Annotated in this window: 19 protein-coding genes; 5 read left to right on the top strand and 14 right to left on the bottom strand. The window is 69.4% G+C overall.

Annotated features, from left to right (window positions below; genetic code table 11):
- Positions 1-103: 103 nt before the first annotated feature.
- The 3 genes from A5781_RS23065 to A5781_RS23055 all read left to right on the top strand — a co-directional run bounded on the left by A5781_RS23065 (position 104) and on the right by A5781_RS23055 (position 4,410).
- Positions 104-1,246: an alkaline phosphatase family protein gene (locus A5781_RS23065; RefSeq protein ID WP_067212470.1), complete on the top strand. Its 1,143-nt coding sequence runs from the start codon at positions 104-106 to the stop codon at positions 1,244-1,246.
- 799 nt (positions 1,247-2,045) lie between these two features.
- Positions 2,046-2,948: a PPE family protein gene (locus A5781_RS23060; RefSeq protein ID WP_156624971.1), complete on the top strand. Its 903-nt coding sequence runs from the start codon at positions 2,046-2,048 to the stop codon at positions 2,946-2,948.
- A 571-nt stretch (positions 2,949-3,519) separates the two neighbouring features.
- A complete protein-coding gene (locus A5781_RS23055; protein ID WP_067212463.1) occupies positions 3,520-4,410 on the top strand; it encodes a PPE family protein in 891 nt (296 codons plus the stop codon).
- A gap of 8 nt (positions 4,411-4,418) precedes the next feature.
- Here the strand turns inward: A5781_RS23055 and A5781_RS23050 are convergent, their stop codons facing one another.
- The 10 genes from A5781_RS23050 to dxr all read right to left on the bottom strand — a co-directional run bounded on the left by A5781_RS23050 (position 4,419) and on the right by dxr (position 15,526).
- The gene (locus A5781_RS23050; protein ID WP_067212460.1) at positions 4,419-5,153 is read right to left on the bottom strand and encodes a gamma-glutamyl-gamma-aminobutyrate hydrolase family protein; all 735 of its coding nucleotides are present in this window, start codon (positions 5,151-5,153) and stop codon (positions 4,419-4,421) included.
- 99 nt (positions 5,154-5,252) lie between these two features.
- The gene (locus A5781_RS23045) at positions 5,253-5,813 is read right to left on the bottom strand and encodes an alpha/beta hydrolase (protein WP_197504017.1); all 561 of its coding nucleotides are present in this window, start codon (positions 5,811-5,813) and stop codon (positions 5,253-5,255) included.
- A gap of 144 nt (positions 5,814-5,957) precedes the next feature.
- A complete protein-coding gene (locus tag A5781_RS23040) occupies positions 5,958-7,469 on the bottom strand; it encodes a cobyric acid synthase (RefSeq protein WP_067212454.1) in 1,512 nt (503 codons plus the stop codon).
- 14 nt (positions 7,470-7,483) lie between these two features.
- The gene (gene map / locus A5781_RS23035) at positions 7,484-8,341 is read right to left on the bottom strand and encodes a type I methionyl aminopeptidase (protein ID WP_067212522.1); all 858 of its coding nucleotides are present in this window, start codon (positions 8,339-8,341) and stop codon (positions 7,484-7,486) included.
- Between the two features lie 10 nt (positions 8,342-8,351).
- Positions 8,352-8,957, bottom strand: coding sequence for a DUF1707 domain-containing protein (locus A5781_RS23030; RefSeq protein ID WP_067212451.1), 606 nt, complete (start codon positions 8,955-8,957; stop codon positions 8,352-8,354).
- Positions 8,958-9,023: 66 nt separating this feature from the next.
- Positions 9,024-10,841: a penicillin-binding transpeptidase domain-containing protein gene (locus A5781_RS23025; protein WP_067212448.1), complete on the bottom strand. Its 1,818-nt coding sequence runs from the start codon at positions 10,839-10,841 to the stop codon at positions 9,024-9,026.
- Positions 10,842-10,991: 150 nt separating this feature from the next.
- Positions 10,992-11,846 (bottom strand): GNAT family N-acetyltransferase, encoded by an 855-nt coding sequence (locus A5781_RS23020; RefSeq protein WP_067212445.1) that lies wholly within the window; start codon positions 11,844-11,846, stop codon positions 10,992-10,994.
- A 55-nt stretch (positions 11,847-11,901) separates the two neighbouring features.
- Entirely contained in the window at positions 11,902-13,068 is a 1,167-nt protein-coding gene (gene ispG / locus A5781_RS23015; protein WP_067212442.1) for a flavodoxin-dependent (E)-4-hydroxy-3-methylbut-2-enyl-diphosphate synthase, read from the bottom strand.
- Between the two features lie 18 nt (positions 13,069-13,086).
- Positions 13,087-14,310: an RIP metalloprotease gene (locus A5781_RS23010; protein WP_067212439.1), complete on the bottom strand. Its 1,224-nt coding sequence runs from the start codon at positions 14,308-14,310 to the stop codon at positions 13,087-13,089.
- Positions 14,311-14,329: 19 nt separating this feature from the next.
- Positions 14,330-15,526, bottom strand: coding sequence for a 1-deoxy-D-xylulose-5-phosphate reductoisomerase (dxr, locus tag A5781_RS23005; protein ID WP_067212436.1), 1,197 nt, complete (start codon positions 15,524-15,526; stop codon positions 14,330-14,332).
- A 96-nt stretch (positions 15,527-15,622) separates the two neighbouring features.
- Here dxr and A5781_RS23000 point away from each other — a divergent pair, with 96 nt between their 5' ends.
- Positions 15,623-15,877 (top strand): DUF2631 domain-containing protein, encoded by a 255-nt coding sequence (locus A5781_RS23000; RefSeq protein WP_067212520.1) that lies wholly within the window; start codon positions 15,623-15,625, stop codon positions 15,875-15,877.
- Here A5781_RS23000 and rlmN read toward each other — a convergent pair whose 3' ends face one another.
- From rlmN to pyrH, 4 genes are all read right to left on the bottom strand, one after another.
- Positions 15,878-16,972 (bottom strand): 23S rRNA (adenine(2503)-C(2))-methyltransferase RlmN, encoded by a 1,095-nt coding sequence (rlmN, locus tag A5781_RS22995; protein WP_067212433.1) that lies wholly within the window; start codon positions 16,970-16,972, stop codon positions 15,878-15,880. It lies immediately after the preceding gene.
- A 23-nt stretch (positions 16,973-16,995) separates the two neighbouring features.
- Positions 16,996-17,817, bottom strand: a complete 822-nt coding sequence (locus A5781_RS22990) for a phosphatidate cytidylyltransferase (protein WP_369816479.1) — start codon at positions 17,815-17,817, stop codon at positions 16,996-16,998.
- Between the two features lie 133 nt (positions 17,818-17,950).
- Entirely contained in the window at positions 17,951-18,508 is a 558-nt protein-coding gene (frr, locus tag A5781_RS22985) for a ribosome recycling factor (protein WP_067212428.1), read from the bottom strand.
- Positions 18,509-18,523: 15 nt separating this feature from the next.
- A complete protein-coding gene (pyrH, locus tag A5781_RS22980; RefSeq protein WP_082939483.1) occupies positions 18,524-19,294 on the bottom strand; it encodes a UMP kinase in 771 nt (256 codons plus the stop codon).
- Between the two features lie 357 nt (positions 19,295-19,651).
- Between pyrH and A5781_RS22975 the strand changes: the two genes are divergently transcribed.
- On the top strand, positions 19,652-19,888 hold the full coding sequence (locus A5781_RS22975) for a CsbD family protein (RefSeq protein WP_067212426.1): 237 nt from the start codon (positions 19,652-19,654) through the stop codon (positions 19,886-19,888).
- Positions 19,889-19,944 lie beyond the last annotated feature (56 nt).

Genomic DNA, 19,944 nt, shown 5'->3' with positions numbered 1-19,944 from the left:
CGCGAGCGCGGCGAAGCCGGGCGAAGCGGGTCGCCACAGTCAGCGGAAGCCGGGCGAAGCGGGTCGCCGCCATTGGGGGTCGGCTCGTGCCAGACTGGCCCCCGTGCCCGGTTCCCTCCGCGACGTGCTGCCCGCGGCCGCCGCTCTGCTCGGCGCGCCGGGCGCCGTCGACGAGCTGGGTTTGGCCGACCTGGTCGGCGGGGCCGACCAGGTCGATCGGGTCGCGGTGGTGCTGGTGGACGGACTGGGTTGGCATCTGCTTGCGGAGCTGGCCGGCAGCGCCCCGCTGCTCGCCTCCGTGCTCGCCGGGCAGGCCGGCCACCTCACGGAGCTCACCTGCACCTTCCCGTCGACCACCCCGACCAGTTTGGTCTCGCTGGGCACGGGGGCGCAGCCCGGCGAGCACGGGATCCTGGGCTTCACGCTGAACGTGCCGGGCACCGATCGGGTGCTCAACCACATCCTGTGGCGTGACGACCCACCGCACGCCGAGTGGCAGCCCTTACCCACCTGGTTCGGGCGGCTCAACGAAGCCGGCGTGAGCGCCCGCGCCGTCCTGCCGGCCGCGTTCATGGGTAGCGGGCTGACCGAGGCGGCGTACCGCGGCGCCGAGTTCCGCCCGATCCAGCCGACGGACGACAACGCGCGGGCGGTGGCCGACGAGCTGCGCGCGGCGCCCGGCCTGGTCTACGGCTACACCGCCGCCCTGGATACGGCCGCCCACGTATTCGGCGTCGGATCGCCCCGGTGGCACGAAGCGGCCGCCCAGGTGGACGCGCTGCTCAGCCGGCTGGTCGAGGCGCTACCGCCGAACGCGGCGCTGCTGGTGACCGCCGACCACGGCGGTTTCAACGTTCCACCGGACGCGCGGGTCGACCTCGACACCGACCCGCGGCTGGCCGCGGGGGTCCGCGTGGTCGCCGGCGAGCCGAGGGTTCGCTACCTGCACACCGAACCCGGCGCCGCGGCTGACGTGCAGGCGGCGTGGAGCGAGGTACTCGACGGCAGGGCGCACGTCTACAGCCGCGAGCAGGCGGTGGCCACCGGGATGTTCGGACCGGTCAGCCCGGCGCACCTGGCGCGGATCGGCGACGTCGTCGCCGTCTGCACCGGCGATGCCGCCGTACTGGCAACCGGGCACGAGCCGCCGGAGACGGCTCGCCTCATAGGCTTTCACGGCGCGGCGACGCCCGCCGAAATGGCCATCCCGCTGATCGTCTTCAAATCCCCTGCCGCGGCTCACTAGTCGCCGCTGCGCCGCCTTACGGCTTCTTCCGCGAATCGCTCACAGCCCAAATTGCGCTACCTTTAAGCCTTTTCAAAGGAGACTGGCAGGGCCGCCACTCACCAGCGCTGCTACGGTGGCAGCACTGTGAGCTTCCGTGGTGCGGGCAGACCTTCACGACGGCCCCGACGCCAGTCGGCTCTGGCCGTAGTTGCTGCACTGTCCCTTTTCGCCGCTGCCTTCGGATTCTGGGCGTTGCAGGTTGAGGCGACGGCCGGCCCACCGCAGCACGTGGCCGTGTCGGTCGCGACCACCGGCACCGGGACGCTTCAGTTCCGGGACGGCTCGGCACCGCGCAGCCATCCCGACTTCGGCTCCACCCTGAACGACGACAAGGCATTCAAGAGCGCGGGTTTGAAGCGCGATCGGCCGACGACCTTTTCGCTGTCCGTGCCGCGCTGGTCGTGGACGCTGTCGTCACTCGCGTCGGCCACTGGGGCACAACGGCCCCTCGACGTATGTCCGTCACGCGCACCCTCGACTATCCTTGCAGGTCAAGACCTCTTGACCAAGCTTTGCGTGTCCAGGCGCTGATCGACATTCCGAGCCACTCGTAGCCATGTCTGGCCGGCGCCGCGCGCCGGCCAACAGCCGACGGCGTTAGCCCGGAGCGGCCAAAGCCCGTCGGCATGCCCGCAACTCCCGACCGGACGCTGAACGTCGGTCGCTACCCACCCAAGGAAGTCATGTTTGCAGCCAACTCCCGCACGCCCGCTGGATCCGCGGCCACCCATCCCGCCCCTGCCGGGGGCAGATAGCGGTGGACTTCGGCGCGTTACCCCCAGAGATCAACACCGCGCGAATGTATTCCGGCCCCGGTCCCGCATCACTGCTGAGCGCGGCCACAACGTGGCAGCGGCTGGCCGACCACCTCCGCGAGGCCGCGACGAAATACCTTGTTTCCGCGGGGCTGCTGGACGGCTTGCGCGGCCCAGCCGCGCTGCAGATGGGCGACACGACGGCACCGTACATAGCGTGGCTGCAGGCCACCGCCGCATTAGCGGAGCAAACCGCCGCCCGCGCCGGCGCGGCGGCCGACGCGTATGAGTGGGCGCTGGCCGCGACCGCGCCGCCGCAGACCATCGTCGCCAACCGGGCATTGCGAAGGTCGCTGGCGGCGACGAACCACCTGCGCCAAAACACCCCGGCCATCGCGTCCGCGGAGGGCCACTACGACCAGCTGTGGGCGCAGAACGCCGCCGCCATGTACGCCTACGCCACTGTCGCTGCGGCCGCCTCGACCGTGACGCCCTTTACGTCCCCGCCCGTCGCCGACGACGGCGACGAAGTGATATCGGCCGGCGCGGAACTGGTTTCGATGCTCCCCGCAGCGATCGACGGGCTATCCTCGGCATCTTGCCGGCGATTCCGTACGGCTGTGCTGGCGATGTCGTCGCCGCTGTCCAAGCTGAGTTCCCTGCGCACCGGGTTCGCCCGGCAGGCCAGCATCCCGCTCGCCGTGGCCATCGGTGCTGCGGCGGCGAAGACGGGCAGGGGTGACCGCGCGGCGGTGCTGGTGGATTTCGGACGCGCGATCTCGATTGGCGGGTTGTCGGTGCCGCGGGCATGGCTGCCCGCCGCGAAACCGAATGCGGTGGGCAAGCAGCCAACTGAACCCCAGCGCCCCGTAGGCGGGGAGCCGCGAACCCACACCGGACTTTGATCGTTTTCACAGCTCGCTGGGCTTGTCGGCCAAGCCTCGTGTTGTAAGTTCGGGCCACTGTGACAGTTGGCGATACCCGTAGAACTCGACGATGGCGGTCCGTCATCGCAGTGGTCGCGGTACTCGGTGTCTTCTGCGCGGTCACAGCGGGTTGGGCATCGCGTGGGAGCGCGGTCTCCGGACTCGCCCGCGCGGATGCCACGCACGTGCAAGCACATAACGCGTGCGCTGCCGCACCGGGCTTTTCCGCCGGCTCCTCGCCGACACATCACAAGACCACGAAGACCGCTTGGATGACGCGGGATCGGCCGCCCACATGGGCCCGCTCGTCGCCGCCATCGATCGGGTCGCCGTTACCGACTTCGTTTGCGGCCGCGGTATTTCGGCTGCCCCGCACACCATCCCGTGCGCCCGGGGCGGTTCCGTCCGACTGGGATCTGTTGACGCTGCTCTGCGTCGCCCGTTGCTGAGGGCTCCTTGGCAGGTAGGCCTGTAACCCCCGGGCCTACGTCCCAAGAGAAGAGTCCCGTTCGAACCGCGGCCCCACCGCCGTCGTTAGGCAGAGATAGCGATGAATTTCACGATGCTCCCGCCCGAAATCATTTCCGGACAACTGCATGCCGGCCCCGGCTCGGACTCGATGGCCGAAGCCGCGTCGGCGTGGGCCCGCCTGGCCACTCGGCTGCACACCGCAGTCGCGGACTACCGGGCGGTGATCTCGAAGCTGCGGGCCGGCTGGGAGGATCCGACCCCCCGGCACGAAGCCGCGGCGTCCTACATCGACTGGCTCAACGCCACCGCGATACGCACCGAGCAAGCGGCAACCCAGGCCGCCGCTGCGGCGAGCGCACACGAAAGGGCGTTAGCGGCAACGGTGCCGCCGCCGTCGATCGACGCCAACCGGGTGCATTGCAGATCGCTGATCATGGCGAACTCCCTGGGTCTGGCGAGCCCGGCGATCGCCGCCACCGAGGCCGACTACGAACGGATGTGGGCGCAGGACGCCGCGGCCATGCACGCCTACGCCGCGGCGTCGGCGGATGCCGCGGCCATCGTGCCGTTCACGTTGCCGCCCGGCAGCGCAAGCCGAGGCACGTGGGCACTGGAATCGGGGCCGGAGGTCGTATCGGCAGGCCGGCAGCTGATCGCAGCCGCGCCCGGCGCGCTGCGGGCGCTGTCCCTGTCGCCGCTGGCCACGTTCGACGTCTCCCTCGCGTCGGCGACCTGCCCGCTGTCAAAACTGAGCTCACTCACCGCGCCGTCGGGTGTCGCGATCGGCTACCTGAATTCACTCAACAAGGCGGCGGCTTTGCGCTGCCTCGCGCCCGACCAGCGTGCTGTTCGCGGCGCGACAACCACCGCGCGGGTCGGCCGCGCAACGTCGGTCGGGGCGCTGTCGGTACCACGGGTCTGGGCGACGGCCGCGGCGCCGATGGCCGTCTACCGCGGAACGGTTGCGTAGCGCTCGGGTCAGCCCCCGCGCCCGGCATACGACCGCGCGGCGTCCACGATCGCGGCGAAGAGGCGTAAGTCGTCCAGGGATTGTTCCGGATGCCATTGCACCGCAAGCACAAAGCGGTCCCCGGGCAACTCCAGCGCCTCGACGACGCCGTCGGCGTCCCAGGCGCTGACCATCAGCCCCTCACCGACTTTGTCGATCGCCTGATGGTGGTAGCACGGCGCATCGGTGGACTCCCCGACCAGCGCGGCCAGCCGGCTGCCCGCCGCGGTGCGCACCGTCAACCTGTTGAACACCGCGTTGCCCGCCCGATGTCCGTCGTGGCCGAGAACCTCCGGCAGGTGTTGATGCAGGGTGCCGCCCAGCGCCACATTGAGCACCTGCGCACCGCGACAGATGCCCAGCACCGGCAGTCCCCGGTCCAGCGCGCCGCGCAACAACGCGAATTCCCATTCGTCGCGGGCGGCGCGCGGCTGATCGGTGGTCGGATGCGGCTGTTGGCCATACGCGGCGGGATCCACGTCGTAGCCGCCCGTGATCACCAGCGCGTGCAGACTGTCGAGCACCGGGCCCACCGTCGCAGGTTCCGCCGGTTGTGGCGGTAGCAACACCGCGGCCCCGCCGGCCAGCACGACACCCTGGAAGTAATCGGCAGGCAGATAACCCGCCGGCACGTCCCAGATCCCGGTCCGCACCCGCTCCAGGTACGAAGTCAGGCCCACCACCGGGCGCCCAGAGGCGTTCACAACCGCGCATCCTTTCCCCGACCGACACGGTACCGCCCGCGACCCGCGAAGTCGCCGCAAACCGCTTGTGCGAGTTGCTGTTCGGCGCGCCCGCCGGGACTACCAGGTACTGGTGCGCAACACGATCTCGGCGGCCAACTGTGCCGTCGACTCCTGCACCGTCCGCCGGCCCAAATGCACCACGCGGTACTCGGCGTAGACATACTGCTGGCTGGCGCGCGCCACCGCCCGCGCGGCCGGGGAGCTGACCAGGACCGTGGTGCCGATCTCCACCGGCGGGCAGTGCCCGTCGCGAACCGCGCCGTCGCGATCGGCCGCCCGCGGATGGCCGCGATCGATCACCACCAGGCCGACGAACCGGCCCAGCTTCGTCGCGGCCAGTTCCCAGGCCAGCTCGCCGCCGGCGCGGTCGCCCACCACCACGGCCCACCCGATTCCCAGCGCGTCGAGGATGCCGACCACCGACTTGGGGGTCAGGCGCGGGTCGAGACCGATGACGACCGTCCGAAGCGACGCGGTGTGCAGCCGTTCGCAGACCGCGTCGTACGCGGCCGGGATGCGCTCCTCGTCGCCCAGGATTACGACCACGACGCCCTGTTCCGGACCAGCCACCGCTACCGGGACGGGGAACCCGTCGAGCGTGGTCATCATTGAGGGCATCTACGCACGCTACAACCGACCGGCCCGCGCGCGGGACGATTTCTCCACATCCCCCGCGTTCAGCGGCTATCCCTGCGGGCGCGCGCGACGCGTTTTGCGTCGCCGTCAATTCGGCCGTCGTGCCGCCGACGCTCGGCGAATGCCCTACGGCCCCAACCGAGTTGCCAGGTGCGGCCGGCGGGGCGGCGGGCCGTCGAGCAGGCCGAGGACGGCGTCGGTGTCGAGGTGGTCAGCCAGCAGATCGGCGATCACATCGAGTTGGGCATCGCGGCGCGCGGCGACGTTGGTGTCGGCGACGACGAACCCGTCGCGGCCTGCCGCGGCCGCGACGCAGGTGACCCACGCGCGGCGGAAGTCGTCGTTGTCGAGCAGCCCGTGCCAGTGGGTGCCGAAGACCGCGCCGCGCGCCAGGCCGTGCGGTTGGCAGTCGCGCCCGCCCTCCGCGCCGAACCAGATGTCCTCCGCGCAGCGCGACACCCGGCCGTGATGGATCTCGTATCCGGCGAGCGGCGGCGGCCAGCGGCGCAGGATCTTGGTCTCGCCGAAGGCGATGTCCGCGTCCAACAGCCCCAGCCCGGCGACTTCGCCGACCCCCGATTCCACCGGGTCGTCGAGGCGCCGGCACAGCATTTGAAAGCCGCCGCAGATCCCGAGCACCGGCTTGCCGGCCGCGGCGTGCGCGGTGATCGCCTCGGCCAGGCCGTGATCGCGTAGCCAGGTCAGGTCGGCGACGGTGGATTTGCTGCCGGGAATCACGATGAGGTCGGTGTCGGCCAGGTCGGCGGGGTCGGCGCTCCAGCGCACCGCGACGCCAGGCTCGCACGCCAGCGCCTCGACGTCGGTGGAGTTGGAGATCCGGGGCAACCGGATCGCGGCCACCCGCAGCCACTCGCTCCCGCGCGGCGGTTCCGGGGTGCCGACGAGGCGGCGCGCGACCACCGACAGCGAGTCCTCGGCGTCCAGCCAGAGTTCGTCGGTGTAGGGCAGCACCCCGTAGGTCGGGCGGCCGGTCATCGCGTGCAATTGCCGCAATCCGGGTTCCAGCAGTGCGGGGTCGCCGCGGAATTTGTTGACCACGAACCCGGCGATCAGCGCCTGGTCTTCGGGCTCGAGCACCGCGACCGTTCCGAACAGATGGGCCAGCAGACCGCCCCGGTCGATGTCTCCGACCAGGATCACCGGCAGGTTCGCCGCCCGGGCCAGGCCCATGTTCGCCAAATCCGTTGCACGCAGGTTGATTTCGGCCGGCGAGCCTGCCCCCTCACAGATGACGGCATCAAAATCATCGCGCAGGCAAGACAATTCGTCTGCGACGATCCCGGCGAGGCGGTCGCGATGCCGCACATAGCTTGCCGCCGTGACCGAATCCGCGACCTGGCCGCGGATCACCAATTGCGACGTCCGGTCACTGCCCGGCTTGAGCAGGATCGGATTGAACCGCACGCTGGGCGCTAGCCCCGCCGCCCGCGCCTGGAGGGCCTGCGCCCGGCCGATCTCGCCGCCTTCCATGGTGACCACGGAATTGTTGGACATGTTCTGCGCCTTGAACGGCGCCACCCGAACGCCGCGGCGTGCCAGCAACCGGCACAGGCCCGCGACCACCACCGATTTCCCGGCGTCGGAGCTGGTGCCGGCGACCAGCAGCGCCCCGCTCAAGGATTCACGGCTTGTTATATCGAGGTGAGGATTTCGACGCCGGTGTCGGTCACCAGCAACGTGTGCTCGAACTGCGCGGTCCACTTGCGGTCCTTGGTGACCACCGTCCAGCCGTCGTCCCAGATCTCGTAGTCCAGGCCGCCGAGGTTGATCATCGGTTCGATGGTGAACGTCATCCCCGGCTGCATGATCGTCGTCACCGAGGGCTGGTCGTAGTGCAGCACGACCAGTCCGTTGTGAAACGTGGTGCCGATGCCGTGACCGGTGAAGTCACGAACCACGTTGTACCCGAACCGATTCGCGTACGCCTCAATGACGCGGCCGACGACCGACAGCGCCCGTCCCGGCTTGACGGCGTTGATCGCGCGCATCGTCGCCTCGTGGGTGCGCTCCACGAGCAGCCGGTGCTCCTCGGAGACGTCGCCGGCCAGGAAAGTCGCGTTGGTATCGCCGTGCACCCCGTCGATGTAGGCCGTGACGTCGATGTTGACGATGTCGCCGTCCTCGACCACCGTCGAGTCCGGGATCCCGTGGCAGATGACCTCGTTGAGCGACGTGCAGCACGACTTCGGGAAACCCTTGTAACCCAGGGTCGACGGGTAGGCGCCGTGGTCGATCATGTACTCGTGGGCGATCCGGTCCAGTTCGTCGGTCGTCACCCCGGGCGCCACCGCTTTGCCCGCCTCCTGCAGCGCGCCGGCCGCGATCCGGCCGGCGACCCGCATCTTTTCGATCACCTCCGGGGTCTGCACCCACGGCTCGCTGCCCTCCCGCACGGTGGGCTGCCACGCATACTCCGGACGGGGAATGCGGCCGGGCACCGGCAGAGTCGGGGACAACTCTCCGGGGGAAAGCGCAGTGCGAGCAGGCATGGCGACCAGCTTAATCACGCCGCGCGGCGGCTCCGCCGATGCGGCCGCGGATCAACGAGCGCCGCGGCCCGCGGATGATCACCGAGCCGCACACCACCCGTCCCGTCAGGACGACGTGCGGCCGGCCTTCGCCCGGTGCGTCCTTGCGGCGGTCGCTCGCGCTGCCCACGTAGACCTCCACGTCGTCGATCGACGCGCTGGCGCCGTCCGGCAACCGGATCTCCACCGAGCCGAACCGCATGTCGAGTTCGACGACCACCACCGGGCCCGCAAACCGCGCCTTGGTGAGGTCGAGCTCGATGGAGCCCAGCCGGCGGACCAACGCCAGCCGGGTGGGCACCGTCCATTCGCCCTGGCGCTTGAGCGAGCCGGCCCAGCCGCGCAGCTCGACCCGGTCGGCCGCGGAGGTGACGATCGCGCCCGGACCGGGCAGGTCGCCGACCAGCCCGTCGAGGTCTCCCCGGGTGCGCGCGTAGGACACCTGCGACGAGCGCTGCTCGAACTCGTCGATATCGATCAGCCCGAGCGCGACGGCGTTGTGCAGTCGCCGCATCGTGCCGTTGCGGTCGGCGTCCGAGACCCGTAACGCCACCATCTCTCCACCGGTCTCAGTCATGGCCTTTCCTGACGCTTGAACCCTGGGCCTACCCTCGCAACTTACCGCCGGGGCGGGCCGCCGGCGTCAGGCCAGGAAGTCGGGCGGCAGCGATTCGAACATCACCTTCGTCATCCGAACCGCGTATTCCGAGCTGCCGCCCCCGACGATCAGCGAGGCGAACGCCAGATCGCCGCGATATCCGGCGAACCAGGAATGCGATCCGCCCGGGAACTCGGCTTCGCCCGTCTTCCCGTAGACCGCGCCGCAGCCGGCGATCTCCTTGGCCGTCCCGTTGGTCACCACCAGCCGCATCATGGGCCGCAGCGCGTCGATCATCTTCGGGCTGATCGGCGTGGTGTCGCCCTGAACCGCGGTCGGCCGGCCCGCGATGAGCTGCGGCGTCGGGGTCTTGCCGGCGGCGACCGTCGCCGCCACCAGCGCCATGCCGAACGGGCTGGCCAGCACCTTGCCCTGGCCGAAGCCGTCTTCGGTGCGCTCGGCGAGGTCCACGGTCGGCGGCACCGATCCGGTCACCGTGGTGATGCCATCCACCTGATAGTCCAGCCCGATCCCGTACTGGGTGGCCGCCTGCGTCAGACCGCGCGGCGGCATCTTGCTGCTGAGCTCGGCGAAGGTGGTGTTGCAGGAGCTGGCGAACGCCCGCGACATCGGCACCACGCCGAGGTCGAAGCCACCGTAGTTCGGGATGGTGCGGTGCCCGATGTCGAGATGGCCCGGGCAGCCCAGCATCGTGTTCGGGGTGGCCATGTCGCGGTCGACTGCCGCGCCTGCGGTCACCATCTTGAACGTCGACCCCGGCGGGAACAGGCCGGTCGTGGCGAGCAGGCCGTCCGCGTCGGCGCCTCCGTTCTGCGCGATCGCCAGGATCTCGCCGGTCGACGGCTTGATCACGACGATCATGGCCTTGCCGCCGCGGGTGTCCACCGCGCGCTGGGCGGCGTTTTGCACGACCCGGTCGAGCGTGATCGAGATCGACGGCGCTGGTGAGCCCTGGACCTCGTGCAGGACTTCGACTTCGACACCGTTCTGGTTGACGCTCACCACCCGCCAGCCCGCTTGGCCGTCGAGTTGGTCGACCACGGCCTTCTTCACCTCGGCCATGGCCGCCGACGCGAAGTGCGGATCCGTCGGCAGGATCTCGGGCTGCGGCGTGACCACGACGCCGGGCAGCCGGCCGATCGCCGGGAAGACCTTGTCGTTGTCGTCGGGATGCAGCGTCACCAGGTCCACCGGTTGCGTCGCCGAGCTGGCCTGCTCGGCGAGCAGCTGCGGGTCGTTGAGCGTGCCGTTGAAGGGGTGCAGGACGTCCACGATCGCGTGCGCGGTCCCGCTCAGGGCGGATCCGGATCCGGCCTGGGTGGCGTCCAGCGTGTAGTGGTACAGGTAGCCCGGCACCAGCACGTCGGTGCCGCCGAGTTCGTTCACCGAGGCGCGCCGCGGCGCATCGGCCCGCAAGGCGAACGTCTGATGTTCGCCCAGCTTGGGGTGCAGGTCGGTCGGGGTCCACCGGACCTCCCAGCGACCCTCGTCGCGGGCCATTTTCAGCTGGCCGTCATAGGTCCAGGTCCGGTTCTTGGGCAGGTGCCACGTGAACCGGTAGCCGACCGTGCCGGTGTCCTCGGCGTACTTGGCGTTGAGGATCTGCGTGTCGAGGTGGGTCGCCTGCAGCCCCGCCCAGGCCGCGTTCAGCGCTTCGCGGGCCTCGTTGGGGTTGTCACTGAGTTGGGCGGCCGTGGCGGTGTCACCGATCGCCAGGGCGCCGAAGAACTTTTCGGCCGCGGGGCCGGGGCCGTCGGGCCGCGGTGTGCATCCGGACAGGGCGATCGCCGAGAGGAGCAACAGCCCTGAGGCAGAAGAGGCCAATGTTCTTGTAGTTACCATCGTTGCTGATGTTAAGAACTGCGGGGCCAACACCTCCGCAGACACTCCGAGACCGAACCGTTACGCGCAGGTAGCCCGCGACCACTGCGTCGAGATCGACAGGAGGGTGACCCGTACTCGCGCTGCCGTCGATCTCGGTGCGCCGGGCCGCTAGTCCAGCAGGACCGTCGCGAAGGTGCCCACCTCGGCGAAGCCGACTCGGGCGTATGCGGCGCGGGCCACGGTGTTGAAGCTGTTCACGTACAGGCTGGCGGTGCGCCCGCTCCCGACGATGACGGCGGCCACGGTCGCCGTGCCGGCGGTGCCGATGCCCAGGCCACGCCACTCGGGATGCACCCACACCCCTTGGATCTGGCCGACTCCCGGCGACTGCGAGCCGACTTCGGCCTTGAAGACGACCTGGCCGTGCTCGAAGCGGGCCCAGGCGCGACCGGCCGCGATGAGGCTGGCCACCCGCCGCCGGTAACCCCGACCGCCGTCGCCGATCCGCGGGTCGACGCCCACCTCGCCGATGAACATGTCCACGGCTGCCACCAGATAGGCGTCCAGCTCGTCCGGCCGAACCTGGCGCACCCCGGGGTCGATGTCGCAGTTGGGGTGCCTGGACAGCGACAGCAGCGGCTGGTGGTCGCGCACGTCCCGGGCCGGGCCCCACGCCGGCTCGAGCCGCTCCCACATCCGCATCACCAGGTCGGACCGGCCGACCAGCGACGAACAGCGGCGCGTCCCACTCATCGCCTCGTCGGCGAAGGCGTCCATGTCCTCCGGTGCGCCGCGCAGTGGGATCAGGTTGGCGCCGGCGAAGCACAGCGATTCTTCCGCGCCGCGCAGGGTCCACAGTTCCCCGCCGATGGAATTGGGGTCGATGCCGTGGTCCGCCACCCGGGCCGCGACCATGCATGACCCGACGGGATCCTCGTCGAACACCCGCCAGACGGCGGCGGCGTCGCGCACCACAGACACCCGTCGCTCACCGACAAGGCGGAAGAGGGGGGGAGCCGACATCTGGCGAACTCTCTGTGATGCGATTAACGGACTTGCAAGCTGGAAACGGCCCCCATCAGCTTACGGTCACGATCGGCGAACCGCTTGATGTTGTGTCAGGACCGTGATCGGTCCCCATCTCCGAGGCCAGACGCATCGCCTCCTCGATGAGCGTCTCGACGATCTGGGCTTCCGGCACGGTCTTGATCACTTCGCCGCGAACGAAGATCTGCCCCTTGCCATTTCCTGACGCGACGCCCAGGTCGGCCTCTCGCGCCTCGCCCGGACCGTTCACCACGCACCCCATCACGGCAACCCGCAGCGGGACGTCCAGGCCCTCCAGGCCGGCGGTGACCTCGTTGGCCAGGGTGTAGACGTCGACCTGCGCGCGGCCGCAGGACGGACAGGACACGATCTCCAGGCCGCGCGGCCGCAGGTTCAGCGACTCGAGAATCTGGCTGCCGACCTTGACCTCTTCGACCGGCGGCGCGGACAGCGACACCCGGATGGTGTCGCCGATCCCCCGCGAGAGCAGCGCGCCGAAGGCCACCGCGGACTTGATGGTGCCCTGGAAGGCCGGACCGGCCTCGGTGACGCCGAGGTGCAGTGGGTAGTCGCATTGGGCGGCCAGCTGCTCGTAGGCGGCGACCATCACGACGGGATCGTTGTGCTTGACGCTGATCTTGATGTCGCCGAAGCCGTGCTCCTCGAACAGCGAGGCCTCCCACAGTGCGGACTCGACCAGCGCCTCGGGGGTGGCCTTGCCGTACTTCTCCATGAACCGCTTGTCCAGCGAGCCGGCGTTGACGCCGATGCGGATGGGGATGCCCGCCGCGGCGGCCGCCTTGGCCACCTCGCCGACCCGGCCGTCGAATTCCTTGATGTTGCCGGGGTTTACCCGCACCGCGGCGCATCCGGCGTCGATCGCGGCGAAGATGTACTTCGGCTGGAAGTGGATGTCGGCGATCACCGGGATCTGGCTGTGCCGGGCAATCTCGGCCAGCGCGTCGGCATCCTCCTGACGGGGACAGGCCACCCGCACGATGTTGCACCCCGCCGCGGTCAGTTCCGCGATCTGCTGCAGCGTCGTGTTGACGTCGTGGGTTTTGGTGGTGCACATCGATTGCACCGAAATCGGATAGTCGCTGCCCACCCCGACATCGCGGACCATCAGTTGGCGCGTCTTACGCCGGGGGGCGAGCGTGGGCGCCGGTGCGTCCGGCATGCCCAGGCCAATGGTCACTGTTCTAATTCCTTCTTGCTATTGGAAGAGCCTGATCGGATTGACCAGATCAGCGGTCACGGTCAGCAACATGTACCCGACCACGAACACCAACACCACGTAGGTGGCGGGCATCAGCTTGAGGTAGTTCACCGGTGCGGCCGCGACCTTGCCGCGGGCCGACCGGACGAGGTTGCGGATCTTTTCGAACACCGCGATGGCGATGTGGCCGCCGTCGAAGGGCAGCAGCGGCACCAGGTTGATGGCACCCAGAATGAGGTTCAGCTGGGCCAGGAAGAACCAGAACGCCACCCAGAGCCCGTGGTCGACGGTGTCGCCGCCGATGATGCTGGCGCCGACCACGCTCATCGGGGTCTGGGGATCACGCTGTCCGCCCCCGATGGCGTGCACCAGCGCACCCACCTTGGTCGGGATGGTGACCAGCGCCCTACCCACCTCGCGGGTCAGGTCGCCGGTGAACGCGAAGGTGGCCGGCACCGCGGAGAGCACCCCGTAGTGCGCGGGCGCGAGTTTGACGGCCGCGACGCCGATGGCGCCGACCGTCGACGGCGCCGGCTGACCGCCCTGCCCGTTGGCGCCGGTGGTCAGGAAGCGCTGGGTGGGCGTGACGTCGACGTAGGTGGTGATCGCGTTGCCGCCACGCTCGACGACGACCGGGACGATGCCGTGCATCTTGCGGACCGCGGCGGCCATGTCCTCGAACGTGGACACCGGGGTGTCGCCGACCTTGACCACGACGTCGCCGGCGCGGATGCCGGCCGCCGCGGCCGGACCGGGGCCGGTGCAGTCCGCGATCTTCCCGGGAGCCACTTCCGGTGCGACACAAGCGGTTTCGCCGATCACCGCCCTGGTCGGCGGGTGCAGGTTGGGCAACCCCCAGACCAGCGCGATTGCATAGATCAGCACCAGGCAGATGACGAAGTTCATGGCCGGACCGGCGAACAACACCGCAACCCGCCTCCAGACGGCCTGCTTGTACATCGCGCGATCGGCCTCATCGGGAGCCAGCTCCTCGACCGAGGTCATCCCGGCGATGTCGCAGAAGCCACCCAGCGGCACGGCCTTGAGGCCGTACTCGGTCTCACCCCGCCGCGTCGACCACAGCGTGGGCCCGAACCCGACGAAATAGCGACGGACCTTCATGCCGGTGGCGCGGGCGACCCACATGTGACCGCACTCGTGCAAGGCCACCGAGATCAGGATGGCAAGGGCGAACAGCACAATGCCGATAACGAACATCATCTCCGCTGCAGGACCTTTCTCACACCATTCCGGAGGCGTTGACGGAGGCCTCGGTGGGCCGCGCGTGTGCGACGGCGCGTCGCGCTCGCTCCCGCGCCCAGCGCTGCGCGTCTAGTACCTCATCCACGTTAGCGGGTGAAACCGCCCATTGGTCCGCGGCGTGCAGCACGTCGGCGATGGTTTTCACGATGACGGGGAATCCCACCCGGCCCGCGAGGAACGCCGCAGCGGCTTCTTCGTTGGCCGCGTTGTAGACCGCGGTCATGCAACCACCGGTCTGGCCGGCATACCGGGCCAGTTCAACGGCGGGAAAAACCCCGCCGTCCAGCGGCTCGAATTCCCAGCTAGAGGCGGTGCTGAAGTCGCACGGGGCGGCCACCCCGGGAACCCGGTCCGGCCAGCCCAGCGCCAAGGAGATCGGCAGCTTCATGTCCGGGGGGCTCGCTTGGGCGATGGTCGAGCCGTCAACAAAAGTGACCATCGAATGAACAATCGACTGCGGGTGCACGACGACCTCGATGCGGTCGTACGGGACGCCGAACAGCAGGTGCGTCTCGATGAGTTCGAGCCCCTTGTTGACCAGCGAGGCCGAGTTCAGCGTGTTCATCGGGCCCATCGACCAGGTCGGATGGGCGCCGGCCTGTTCGGGGGTGACGCCCTCGAGCTGGGCGGCGGTCCAGCCGCGAAACGGCCCGCCGGAGGCGGTCAGCACCAGCTTGGCGACTTCCTCGGGGGCGCCCCCGCGCAGGCACTGGGCCAGCGCGGAGTGTTCGGAGTCGACGGGCACGATCTGACCCGGCCGTGCCGCCCGCAAGACCAGCGGGCCACCGGCGATCAGCGATTCCTTGTTGGCCAGCGCCAGCCGGGCGCCCGATTCCAGGGCGGCCAGCGTCGGCCGCAGGCCCAGCGCGCCCACCAGGGCGTTGAGGACGACGTCGGCCTCGGTGTCCTCGACCAGGCGGGTCACCGCGTCGGGACCGCGGTAGGGGGCGTCGGCGGCCTGCGCCGCGCGTTCGTCGGCGACGGCGATGTTGGTGACCCCGGTCTCGGCGCGCTGGCGCAACAGGGTGTCCAGGTTCGCGCCGCCCGCGGCCAGGCCGACCACCTCGAAGCGGTCCGGATGGGCCGCGATCACCTCCAGGGCCTGGGTGCCGATCGAGCCGGTGCTGCCCAGCACCAGCACGCGCAGGCGGCCCTCGGGTGTCGCGATCGTCACTCACTCATTGTGCCCCGCCCGGTGACGATGCGAGGGCTGCGGGACCTCGCCGCGGGTATGCCAGAATCGCTGCAGGACCGACGAAAGGGATTCACCGTGGCCAGTACCGAGGTGGAACACTTCAGCGGCGTCGACACCGTTGAGGTGCCGTCCGCGGCGTGGGGTTGGAGCAGCATCAATCACCGCACCTGGCACATCACCGGCCTGGTCATCATCGTGTTCCTGCTGGCGATGCTGCGCGGCAACCACGTCGGCCACATCGAGAACTGGTTCCTGATCGGGTTCGCGACGCTGGTGCTCGTCGCCCTGGTCCGCGACCTGTGGGGCCGCCGGCGCGGCTGGATCAGGTAGCTACTTCTTCTCGGCGGCCAGCTGTCCGCACGCGGCGCTGATCTCGCGGCCGCGGGTGTCGCGGACCGTGCAGGAAACCCCCTGCGCCCGCACCCGGCGGACGAACTCCCGCTCCGCCGCCTTTGGGCTGGCGTCCCACTGGCTGCCCGGGGTCGGGTTGAGCGGGATCAGGTTCACGTGCACCAGCGGGCCGAGCGCCCGGTGCAGGCGTTTGCCCAGCAGGTCGGCGCGCCACGGCTGGTCGTTGACGTCGCGGATCAGCGCATACTCCACCGACACCCGGCGGCCGGTGACGTCGGCGTAATAGCGGGCGGCGTCGAGCGCCTCGGTGATCTTCCACCGGTTGTTGACCGGCACCAGCGTGTCGCGCAGTTCGTCGTCGGGGGCGTGCAACGACAGGGCCAGCGTCACCCCGAGCCGCTCGTCGGCCAGTTTGCGGATGGCCGGGGCCAGGCCGACGGTCGAGACTGTGACCGCGCGGGCCGAGATGCCGAAGCCGTGCGGCGGCGCTTCGGTGATGCGACGCACCGCGGCCACCACCCGCGCGTAGTTGGCCAGCGGCTCCCCCATGCCCATGAACACCACGTTGGAGAGTCGATCGCCGAAATCGTCCCGCAGGGCCACCGCGGCGGAACGGACCTGTTCCAGGATCTCCGCCGTCGACAGGTTGCGGGTCAGTCCCCCCTGCCCGGTCGCGCAGAACGGGCAGGCCATGCCGCAGCCGGCCTGCGAGGAGATGCACACGGTGTTGCGCTGCGGGTAGCGCATCAGCACCGACTCGAAGGTCGTCCCATCGGTGCCGCGCCACAACGTCTTTCGGGTCTGCCCGGCGTCGCAGGTGACCTCGGCGGCGGACGTGAGCAGGTGCGGGAACATCGCGTCGGCGATCCGGTCCCGCACGGCCGCAGGCAGGTCGGTCATCTCGCGGGGGTCGGCGATCAGACGGCCGTAGTACTGATGCGCGAGCTGCTTGGCGCGAAACGCCGGAAGGCCGAGCTCGGCGACGGCCGAGGCGCGGCCGTCCGCGTCGAGGTCGGCCAGGTGCCGCGGCGGCTTGTTCGGGCGGGGTTCGGTGAAGACCAGTTGTTGGACCATGTCCAGTCCAGTATCGGCCCTTCTCAGGGGACGAGTGTCAGCACCGTCCACGCGGCGACCGCCGACGGGAGCACGCCGTCGAGCCGGTCCATCAGGCCGCCGTGGCCGGGCAGCAGGCGGCCCATGTCCTTGATGCCGAGGTCGCGCTTGATCTGCGACTCGACCAGGTCGCCAAGTGTGCAGGTGAGCACCAGGATCACGCCGAGCACCGCACCGATCCACGGCGGCTTGCCGGCCAGGAAGGTCGCGGTCAAAACGGCCGCGGTAATTCCGAGGAAGAGCGAACCGGCGAATCCCTCCCACGATTTCTTCGGGCTGATCGCCGGCACCATCGGGTGCTTGCCGAACAGCACGCCGACGGCGTAGCCGCCCACGTCGGAGGCGACGACGGTGACCATCAGGCAGAACACCCGGCCCGCGCCGTCCTTGGGGTAGACCAGCAAGGCGCCGAATGAGGCGAAGAGCGGCACCCACGCCGCCAGGAACACCGTCGCGGAGGCGTCGCGCAGGTAGTTGGCCGACGGGGACCCGGCGAACGGCTCGGGCCGCTTGCTGTTGTCCTGCATGAACAGCCGCCAGACGTTGCACACCACCACGGTGGCGCCGAAGCCGGCCAGGGCGCCGGCGGCGTGAAACGGCCACGTCAGCCAAACCGTCACCTGACCGCCGATCAGCAGCGGGATGAGCGGGATGACGTATCCGGCCTCGCGCAGCCGTCGCACCACCTCATGGGTGGCGACCAGGATGGCCAGCGCGACGATGGGGACCCAGAAGCGGGGCGCGAAAATCAGCGTCACGACGAGCACGCCGCCGATCGCGGCGCCCACCGCGATGGCCGCGCGCAGGTCGCGTCCCGCGCGGGACGTCTTCTTGGTCGGCTGCTGCGCGGCCTTACTGCCCTGACGCGCCGGCTCGTCGGGCGTGCTGGCTGCGCCGGTGGTTGCCACGGACCTGGGTGAACTTAGCTGCTGGTGGCCGCTAGACCTCCAGCAGCTCGCCTTCTTTGTGCTTGACCAGGTCTTCGATCTGGGTGATGTACTGGTGCGTCGTCTTGTCCAGGTCCTTCTCGGCGCGGCCGACCTCGTCCTCGCCGGCCTCGCCGTCCTTGCGGATGCGGTGCAACTCCTCCATCGCCTTGCGGCGGATGTTGCGCACCGACACCTTGGCGTCCTCGCCCTTGCCCTTGGCCTGCTTGACCAGCTCGCGGCGACGCTCCTCGGTGAGTTGCGGCACCGCCACCCGGATCAGGGTGCCGTCGTTGGTGGGATTGACGCCCAGATCGGAGTTGCGGATCGCGGTTTCGATCGCGCCCAGCTGACTGGTTTCGTAGGGCTTGATCACGACGAGCCGGGCCTCGGGGACGTTGATGCTGGCCAGCTGCGTAATGGGGGTGGTGGCGCCGTAGTAGTCGATGGCGACCCGGGAGAACATGCCCGGGTTCGCGCGGCCGGTCCGGATGCTCGACAAGTCGTCACGGGCGACCGCTACGGCCTTCTCCATTTTCTCTTCGGCGTCGAAGAGAGCCTCGTCAATCATCGTTCGCTCTTCCCCTCAGGTGGTGACCAGTGTCCCGATTTTCTCACCGGCGACCGCGCGGGCGATATTGCCATTGGTCAGCAGGTTGAACACCAGGATCGGCATGCCATTGTCCATGCACAGGCTGAACGCCGTGGCATCGGCCACTCGGAGCCCCCGGTCGATGACCTCGCGATGGCTGATCGCGGCGATGAGCTCGGCGTGCGGATTCTGCCGCGGGTCCGCTGAGAACACCCCGTCGACCGCCTTCGCCATCAAGACCACCTCCGCCCCGATCTCCAGTGCCCGCTGCGCGGCCGTGGTGTCGGTGGAGAAGTACGGCAGCCCCATGCCGGCCCCGAAGATGACCACCCGGCCCTTCTCGAGGTGACGGACGGCGCGCAACGGCAGATATGGCTCGGCGACCTGTCCCATGGTGATCGCCGTCTGGACGCGCGTGACGATGCCTTCCTTTTCCAGGAAGTCTTGCAGCGCCAGGCTGTTCATGACCGTGCCGAGCATGCCCATGTAGTCCGAGCGGGTGCGTTCCATGCCGCGCTGCTGCAGTTGCGCGCCACGGAAGAAGTTGCCGCCACCGATCACGACCGCGACTTGGACGCCGTCGCGAACCACCTCGGCGATCTGGCGGGCCACCCGCGCCACGACATCGGGGTCCAGCCCGACCTGGCCACCGCCGAACATCTCGCCGCCAAGCTTGAGCAACACCCTGGAGTACTTGGGCCGCGTCCGCGGCTGCCCGGCAGCTGATCCATTCTCCGGTGCCGTGGGCTCCCTGGACTCCGTCATCAGGCTCCTCGCATGAGAGTGCCATCCCGGGGGTTAACTCCTCCGGAACGGCATTTCACATCCTGCCTCATCGCAACACAAGCCGGCGTCGGTGGGGTGCGTTATGCGCGGAGTTGGCGATGCGGACGACTTTTCGCGGCGATCGGCCCAGGTGACGCGGAGGCGGCGCTCCGGTTCGGCGGGCTCCTCGCCACGGATGTTTGCGGGATGACCGTAGTGGGGAATCTGCACTATCGCGGCGGGAATTCACGGTCTTGAGAAAAAAGGGCCCATCTCGCCGTCTGACCGGATCGATCGCGTTGGCGATCGGTGGTGAGCGCGAATCGCTCAGGTACGCCTACGAGGAGGAACTGATCCATGGCGGACAACAACTCGGGACCTGCTGAAGCTGTCAAGGGCGTCGTCGAGGACGTCAAGGGCAAGGCGAAGGAAGCCGTTGGTGCGGTGACGGGTCAAGACGACCTCACCCGCGAGGGCCAGGCCCAGCAGGACAAGGCGGAAGCGCAGCGCGACGCGGCGAAGAAGGAAGCCGAGGCCGAGGCGGCCCGCGGCGGCGCCGAGGCCGCTGAGCAGCGCCAGAAGGCCAATCAGTAGCTTGCTGGGAGGATGGGTCCGGTCTGTGGAAACGGACCGGGCCCATCGACTTTTCT

It is taken from the genome of Mycobacterium sp. 852002-30065_SCH5024008, from assembly GCF_001665645.1.
Taxonomy (GTDB): domain Bacteria; phylum Actinomycetota; class Actinomycetes; order Mycobacteriales; family Mycobacteriaceae; genus Mycobacterium; species Mycobacterium paraffinicum.
This window is presented reverse-complemented; position numbering and strand designations above follow the sequence as displayed.